This is a genomic window from Streptomyces sp. ICN903 (genome assembly GCF_022015835.1).
Lineage (GTDB): Bacteria > Actinomycetota > Actinomycetes > Streptomycetales > Streptomycetaceae > Streptomyces > Streptomyces fenghuangensis.
In genome coordinates this window covers 1-6,074 of sequence record NZ_JAKMAY010000315.1, presented here as the reverse complement: position 1 = coordinate 6,074, position 6,074 = coordinate 1, and the positions used below count along the sequence as shown (strand labels likewise).

The window sequence follows — 6,074 nt, the reverse complement described above, 5'->3', positions numbered from 1 at the left end:
ACGACCCCCTGCCGCCGCGACCGCACCCGCCCGCCCGGCCGGCTCCCCGGCCGGGCGGGCGTGCGTGCGTGCGGGCGGGTGTACGGCGTCCCCCGGCGTGACGTTCCGTCGGCGGACGACGCACATCACGTGCGCATGGATACCCTTGTCGCGTGACCGACGCCCAAGAGACCTCCATAAGCAACGCAGCTCGGCCTCCCGCACGGGAGGAAGGTCCGGCGCCGGTCCCCTTGCTGGAGCCGCGCGAGGGCATCCCGCCCGTGACCGCGACGCCCGAGGCGCTCGCCGAGGTCGTGGACGCCTTCGCCGCGGGCCGCGGCCCCGTGGCCGTCGACGCCGAGCGGGCGTCCGGATACCGCTACGGGCAGAGCGCCTACCTCGTCCAGCTGCGCCGCGCGGGCGCGGGGACCGCGCTGGTCGACCCGGTCGGCTGCCCTGATCTGACCGCCCTCGGCGAGGCGATCGCGGACGCCGAGTGGGTGCTGCACGCCGCCACCCAGGATCTGCCCTGCCTGCGCGAGACGGGCATGCGCCCGACCCGGCTGTTCGACACCGAGCTGGCCGGGCGGCTCGCGGGCTTCGCCCGCGTCGGCCTCGGCGCGATGGTCGAGAACGTCCTGGGCTACTCCCTGGAGAAGGGCCACTCCGCCGTGGACTGGTCCACCCGCCCGCTGCCCGAGCCCTGGCTGCGGTACGCGGCGCTGGACGTGGAACTCCTGGTCGACCTGCGCGACGCCCTGGAGGAGGAGCTGGAGCGCCAGGGCAAGCTGGAGTGGGCGCGACAGGAGTTCGCCGCCATAGCGGCGGCCCCGCCGCCCGCCCCCCGCAAGGACCCCTGGCGCCGCACCTCGGGCATGCACAAGGTGCGCAGGCGGCGGCAGATGGCGGCCGTGCGGGAGCTGTGGACGGCCCGCGACCAGGTGGCGCGGCGCCGCGACGTCTCGCCGGGCAAGGTGCTCACCGACGCGGCCGTCGTGGAGGCCGCGCTGGCGATGCCGGCCACCGTGCAGGCGCTGGCCGCGCTGCCGGGGTTCGGGCACCGGATGGGGCGCAGGCAGCTCGAGCAGTGGCTGGCCGCGGTCCAGCGCGCCCGCGCCCTGCCCGAGTCGGAACTGCCGCAGCCGGCCCTGACGCCGGCCGGGCCGCCTCCCCCGCGCGCCTGGGCCGACAAGGACCCGGTCGCCGCGGCCCGGCTGGCCGCGGCACGGGCGGCGGTGACGGCGCGCGCGGAGGAGCTGAACCTGCCCCAGGAGAACCTGCTCGCCCCCGACACGGTGCGGCGGCTGTGCTGGGAGCCCCCGGGCGAGGCGTCCGAGCCCGCCGTCGCGCAGGCGCTGCGCGACCTCGGCGCCCGGCAGTGGCAGGTCGAGCAGACGGCGCCGCTGCTGACGGCCGCCCTGTCGGCCGTCCCGTCCGACGTCTGACCGGGGCTGCCCGCAACACGGCCCGGCCCCTCGGTTCCCCTCCCGCCGCGGGCGGGGAACCGGGCTTTCGCTCGCGCGCGGTTCCCGCATAGGGTGATCGCGCACTGACAACTCAGGGGGGATGAGAATGTCCTATCCGAACTACCCGAACCAGCCGTACCAGCCGCAGCCGCCGAACCCGTCGAACACGCTCAGCATCGTCGGCATCGTGCTCGGCTGCGTCGCCTTCCTCTTCTGCCCGCCGCTCTTCGGCATCGCGGGCATCATCTGCGGCGCGATCGCCACCTCCAAGGGCGAGCGGCTGGGCAAGACCGCCCTCGGGGTCTCCATCGCGGGCCTGGTCGGCGGTCTGATCCTCGGCTTCGTCGTCTTCCAGGGGATGCAGGGCATCTGACGTCCCCCGGGCGCTCCACGGCCGGGCCGGCCGCGCGCCGCTCCGCGGTTTCCGGGCCCGCTCCCTCACGGGGCGGGCCCGCGTCGTGCCGCCCGCGGGGCGGCCGGGAGTGTGACGTGCGACTCCCTCGGAAGGGGGCTGTCCACCTGAGGGTTACCGGCAAGTAGCATAAGCTCCGGGAAGCGCGCCGTACGGCGTACCACCGCACCCCTGGAGGAGAGCCAACGTGCCTCGTACCGCTAGGGACGTCGTCTTCGTCGACGGCGTCCGGACCCCGTTCGGCAAGGCGGGCCCGAAGGGCATCTACCACGAGACGCGCGCCGACGACCTGGTCGTCAAGTGCATCCGTGAGCTGCTGCGCCGCAACCCGGACCTGCCCCCGGAGCGCATCGACGAGGTCGCCATCGCCGCGACGACCCAGATCGGCGACCAGGGCCTGACCCTGGGCCGCACCGCCGGCATCCTGGCCGGGCTGCCGACGACGGTGCCGGGCTACTCCATCGACCGCATGTGCGCCGGCGCCATGACCGCCGTGACGACGACCTCCGGGTCGATCGCCTTCGGCGCGTACGACGTCGTGGTCGCGGGCGGTGTCGAGCACATGGGCCGCCACCCGATGGGCGAGGGCGTGGACCCCAACCCGCGCTTCGTCTCCGAGAAGCTGGTCGACCAGTCCGCCCTGTTCATGGGCATGACGGCGGAGAACCTCCACGACCGCTACCCGCACATCACCAAGCGGCGCGCCGACGAGTACGCCGTGCGCAGCCAGGAGAAGGCCGCCAAGGCGTACGCCGACGGCAGGATCCAGGCCGACCTGGTGCCGATCTCCGTGCGCCGCTCCAACGAGGAGGCCGGGGAGACCGGCTGGGGCCTGGCCACCGCCGACGAGCCGATGCGCCCGGGCACCACCCTGGAGCAGCTCGCGGGCCTGAAGACCCCCTTCCGCGCGCACGGCCGGGTCACCGCGGGCAACGCCGCCGGTCTCAACGACGGCGCCACCGCCTCCCTGCTCGCCGCCGAGGACGTGGCCCGGGAGCTGGGTCTGCCGGTCAAGATGCGCCTGGTCTCCTACGCCTTCGCCGGTGTGGAGCCGGAGGTCATGGGCGTCGGCCCGATCCCCTCCACCGAGAAGGCGCTGGCCAAGGCCGGTCTGTCGATCGGCGACATCGGCCTGTTCGAGATCAACGAGGCCTTCGCCGTCCAGGTGCTGGCCCTGCTGGACCACTACGGCATCGCCGACGACGACCCGCGCGTCAACCAGTACGGCGGCGCCATCGCCTTCGGCCACCCGCTGGCCTCCTCGGGTGTGCGTCTGATGACGCAGCTCGCGCGGCAGTTCGAGGAGCAGCCGCACGTCCGCTACGGCCTGACCACCATGTGCGTCGGCTTCGGCATGGGCGGCACCGTGATCTGGGAGAACCCCCACTGGGAGGGCAAGTGAGCGAGCGGAGCGAGCGAACAGTGAAGAACAGCAGCACTTGCGAGTGCTCGACCGAGCGCAGCGAGGGAGTGGCATGAGCAACACCGCCGAACTGCTGAAGGGCGCAGCCGAGCTCTTCCCCGACGAGGTCGTCACCACCGCCCACGTGCGTCACCTCGACCTGCCCCAGGGCGCGGGCCGCTTCGCGCTCATCACCCTGGACAACGGCCTGGACCACACCAAGCCCACCACGCTCGGCCCGCAGTCGCTGGTCAACCTCGACAAGGCGATCGACCAGGTCGAGGCCGAGGCCGCCAAGGGCGAGATCGTCGGCGTCGGCGTGACCGGCAAGCCGTTCATCTTCGCCGTGGGCGCCGACCTCAAGGGCGTGGAGGTCATCAGGAGCCGCGAGGACGCGCTGGCCATCGGCAAGGGCGGCCACGACGTCTTCAAGCGGCTGTCCTCCCTGGCCGTGCCGACCTTCGCCTACTACAACGGCGCCTCGATGGGCGGCGGTGTCGAGGTGGGTCTGCACTGCTCCTACCGGACCGTCTCGCGGGCCGTCCCGGCCTTCTCCCTCCCCGAGGTCTTCCTCGGTCTGGTCCCCGGCTGGGGCGGCTGCACCCTGCTGCCGAACCTGATCGGCGCCGACCGCGCGGTCTCGGTGATCATCGAGAACTCGCTCAACCAGAACAAGCAGCTGAAGGGCGAGCAGGTCTTCGAGCTCGGCATCGCCGACGCGATCTTCGACGGCGCCGACTTCCTGGAGCAGTCCCTGATCTGGACCGCCTCGGTGCTCCGCGGCGAGCTCGAGGTCGAGCGCCCGGACGTCGACCGCGGCGAGGCCTGGGACCAGGCCGTCGCCCGCGGGCGTGGCATCGCCGACTCCAAGGTGCACGGCGCGGCCCCGGCCGCCTACCGCGCGCTGGACATCATCGCGGCGGCGAAGAACGGCGACCTGCGGCAGGGCTTCGACGCCGAGGACCGCGCCCTGGCCGACCTGATCATGGGCGACGAGCTGCGCAGCGGCCTGTACGCCTTCAACCTGGTCAACAAGCGCGCCAAGCGCCCGGCCGGCGCCCCGGACAAGAAGCTGGCCCGCCCGGTCACCAAGGTCGGCGTCGTCGGCGCCGGTCTGATGGCCTCGCAGCTGGCGCTGCTGTTCGCCCGCCGCCTGGAGGTGCCGGTCGTACTGACCGACATCGACCAGGAGCGCGTCGACAAGGGCGTGGGCTACGTCCACGAGGAGATCGACAAGCTCCTGCTCAAGGGGCGCGTGGGCCAGGACAAGGCCAACCGCCTCAAGGCCCTGGTCAGCGGCTCGCTGGACAAGGCCGCCGCCTTCGGCGACGCGGACTTCGTCATCGAGGCCGTCTTCGAGGAGATGGGCGTCAAGCAGCAGGTGTTCGCCGAGGTCGAGGCGGTCGTGCCCGAGCACGCCATCCTGGCCACCAACACCTCCTCGCTGTCGGTCACCGAGATGGCGAGCAAGCTCAGGCACCCCGAGCGGGTCGTGGGCTTCCACTTCTTCAACCCCGTCGCCGTGCTGCCGCTGCTGGAGATCGTCCGCGCCGAGCAGACCGACGACGCCTCGCTGGCGACGGCCTTCGCGGTCGCCAAGTCGCTAAAGAAGACGGCCGTGCTGGTCAAGGACGCCCCGGCGTTCGTCGTCAACCGCATCCTGACCCGTTTCCTGGGCGAGGTGCTGCGCTCCATCGACGAGGGCACCCCCGTCGAGGTCGCCGACCGCGCGCTGGCTCCCCTGGGTCTGCCCATGTCGCCGATCGTCCTGCTGGAGCTGGTCGGACCGGCCGTCGCCCACCACGTGGCCGGCACCCTCAACGCCGCGTTCCCCGACCGCTTCGCCGTCTCGGAGAACCTGGGCCGCATCGTCGAGGCGGGCAAGCGCGGCCTCTACGTCCACGACTCCGGCAAGCCGGAGCTGGACCCGGAGGTCGCCGCCCTGTTCGAGACCGGCGACACGGTGCTGACCGAGGAGCAGGTCCGCGAGCGCGCGCTGAACGCGATCGCCGAGGAGATCCGCCTGATGCTCGACGAGGGCGTCGTCGCCGAGGCCCAGGACATCGACCTGTGCCTGATCACCGGCGCGGGCTGGCCCTTCCACCTGGGCGGCATCACGCCGTACCTGGACCGCGAGGGCGTCTCCGAGCGCGTGGCCGGCAAGCGGTTCCTGGAGCCGGGCGTGGCGAGCGTCCCGAACTGACGCGCCAGGGCGGCTCCCCGCTGCCCCGCCCCACGGCGCCCGTCCGCACCCCGAGTGCGGGCGGGCGCCGTCGCGTGCGCGGGGCTCCGGAGAGCGGTGGCCGGGCTGTGACCGGGCGGTGACCGGGCGGTGGCCGTGGCACCCTTGGGCCATGCCCGGACGCCTTCGCCCCCTGCTCGTCGTGGACGCCGCCAACGTCGTCGGCTCGGTGCCGGACGGCTGGTGGCGGGACCGGCGCGGCGCCGCCGAGCGGCTGCGGGACCGGCTCGCGGCACGGGCCGCGGGCGGGAGCGGCGAGGGCACAGGGGACGGCGAGGACGGCGAGGAGATCGTGCTCGTCGTGGAGGGCGCCGCCCGGGGGGTGGCCTCCGTGCCCGGTGTGCGGGTGGTGGAGGCGCCCGGCAGCGGGGACGACCGGATCGTGGAACTGGTGGCGGCCGAGGGCCGCGGCCGACCCTGCACGGTGGTCACCGCCGACCGCGGACTGCGCGAGCGGGTGGCGGCGCTGGGCGCCGGTACGGCCGGGCCGCGCTCGGTGCGCTGACATCCCCTCCCGGGCTCCGCCCCTCACGGCTCAGCGGGCGCCGGCCGCGCCCCTGTCCGCACGCCCCC

Annotated in this window: 5 protein-coding genes; all 5 read left to right on the top strand. The window is 73.7% G+C overall.

Annotated features, from left to right (window positions below; genetic code table 11):
• Window positions 1-152: 152 nt before the first annotated feature.
• The 5 genes from L7D48_RS24295 to L7D48_RS24275 all read left to right on the top strand — a co-directional run bounded on the left by L7D48_RS24295 (window position 153) and on the right by L7D48_RS24275 (window position 6,006).
• A complete protein-coding gene (locus tag L7D48_RS24295; RefSeq protein WP_374493575.1) occupies window positions 153-1,424 on the top strand; it encodes an HRDC domain-containing protein in 1,272 nt (423 codons plus the stop codon).
• A gap of 127 nt (window positions 1,425-1,551) precedes the next feature.
• Window positions 1,552-1,818 carry a hypothetical protein gene (locus L7D48_RS24290; RefSeq protein WP_237882489.1) on the top strand — a complete coding sequence of 89 codons (267 nt, stop codon included), beginning with the start codon at window positions 1,552-1,554 and terminating at the stop codon, window positions 1,816-1,818.
• A gap of 226 nt (window positions 1,819-2,044) precedes the next feature.
• Window positions 2,045-3,259, top strand: a complete 1,215-nt coding sequence (locus tag L7D48_RS24285; RefSeq protein WP_237882487.1) for an acetyl-CoA C-acyltransferase — start codon at window positions 2,045-2,047, stop codon at window positions 3,257-3,259.
• Between the two features lie 73 nt (window positions 3,260-3,332).
• The gene (locus L7D48_RS24280) at window positions 3,333-5,462 is read left to right on the top strand and encodes a 3-hydroxyacyl-CoA dehydrogenase NAD-binding domain-containing protein (protein ID WP_237882485.1); all 2,130 of its coding nucleotides are present in this window, start codon (window positions 3,333-3,335) and stop codon (window positions 5,460-5,462) included.
• Window positions 5,463-5,613: 151 nt separating this feature from the next.
• Window positions 5,614-6,006 carry an NTP pyrophosphohydrolase gene (locus tag L7D48_RS24275; RefSeq protein WP_237882484.1) on the top strand — a complete coding sequence of 131 codons (393 nt, stop codon included), beginning with the start codon at window positions 5,614-5,616 and terminating at the stop codon, window positions 6,004-6,006.
• The last annotated feature ends 68 nt before the right edge of the window (window positions 6,007-6,074 follow it).

Coding starts and splice junctions, on each gene's coding strand:
- L7D48_RS24275 (WP_237882484.1), top strand. CDS start 5,614: ATGCCCGGACGCCTTCGCCCCCTGCTCGTCGTGGACGCCGCCAACGTC.
- L7D48_RS24280 (WP_237882485.1), top strand. CDS start 3,333: ATGAGCAACACCGCCGAACTGCTGAAGGGCGCAGCCGAGCTCTTCCCC.
- L7D48_RS24290 (WP_237882489.1), top strand. CDS start 1,552: ATGTCCTATCCGAACTACCCGAACCAGCCGTACCAGCCGCAGCCGCCG.